The sequence below is a fragment of the Sphingobium sp. 3R8 genome (assembly GCF_020166615.1).
GTDB classification, from domain to species: Bacteria; Pseudomonadota; Alphaproteobacteria; order Sphingomonadales; family Sphingomonadaceae; genus Sphingobium; species Sphingobium bisphenolicum.
Genome location: NZ_JAIQXR010000075.1, coordinates 1 through 453, shown reverse-complemented (window position 1 = coordinate 453; position 453 = coordinate 1). Strand labels below are relative to the sequence as shown.

At 60.9% G+C, this 453-nt stretch carries 1 pseudogene; it reads right to left on the bottom strand.

Annotated elements, in window-relative coordinates:
- Nucleotides 1-453: pseudogene (locus tag K9B33_RS22975) on the bottom strand (hypothetical protein); the annotation flags it as partial.

Genomic DNA, 453 nt, shown 5'->3' with positions numbered 1-453 from the left:
ACGTCGGTATAACTCCGGGATTCAAAGTTATACCAACGGGGGAAGCCAGCCCCCGCAACCATTGAAACCGACATTCGGGAGTTTTGTCGGTCTCGGTTAGATCGCCCTCCCGCAACCACAGAAACCGACATTTCACAAAGCCCCGACGCGAAAGCGCCGGGGCTTTGTGCATTCTCGGCCAATCGACGCTGTTCGATCCACTCCAGGATCCTGCCAAACTCGCCGTAGAGCATGGCGTTGACCTCACCGCGCTTCGCGCCGGGCGTAAGCTCGATCCGCTCGATCAGGGCCCGCAACGCATCTGCGGCTTCCTGGCGCTCCTCCGGCTGCGATAGTGCATGCGTCAGTCGCTCGACCTTGCGCCGATAAATCTCAGAGATGTTGGGATGGATGTCCGGCACATCAGCCGGTGCAGCAGCGAGCCGGGCGCGGATCGCATCCTCCTGGGCTTCC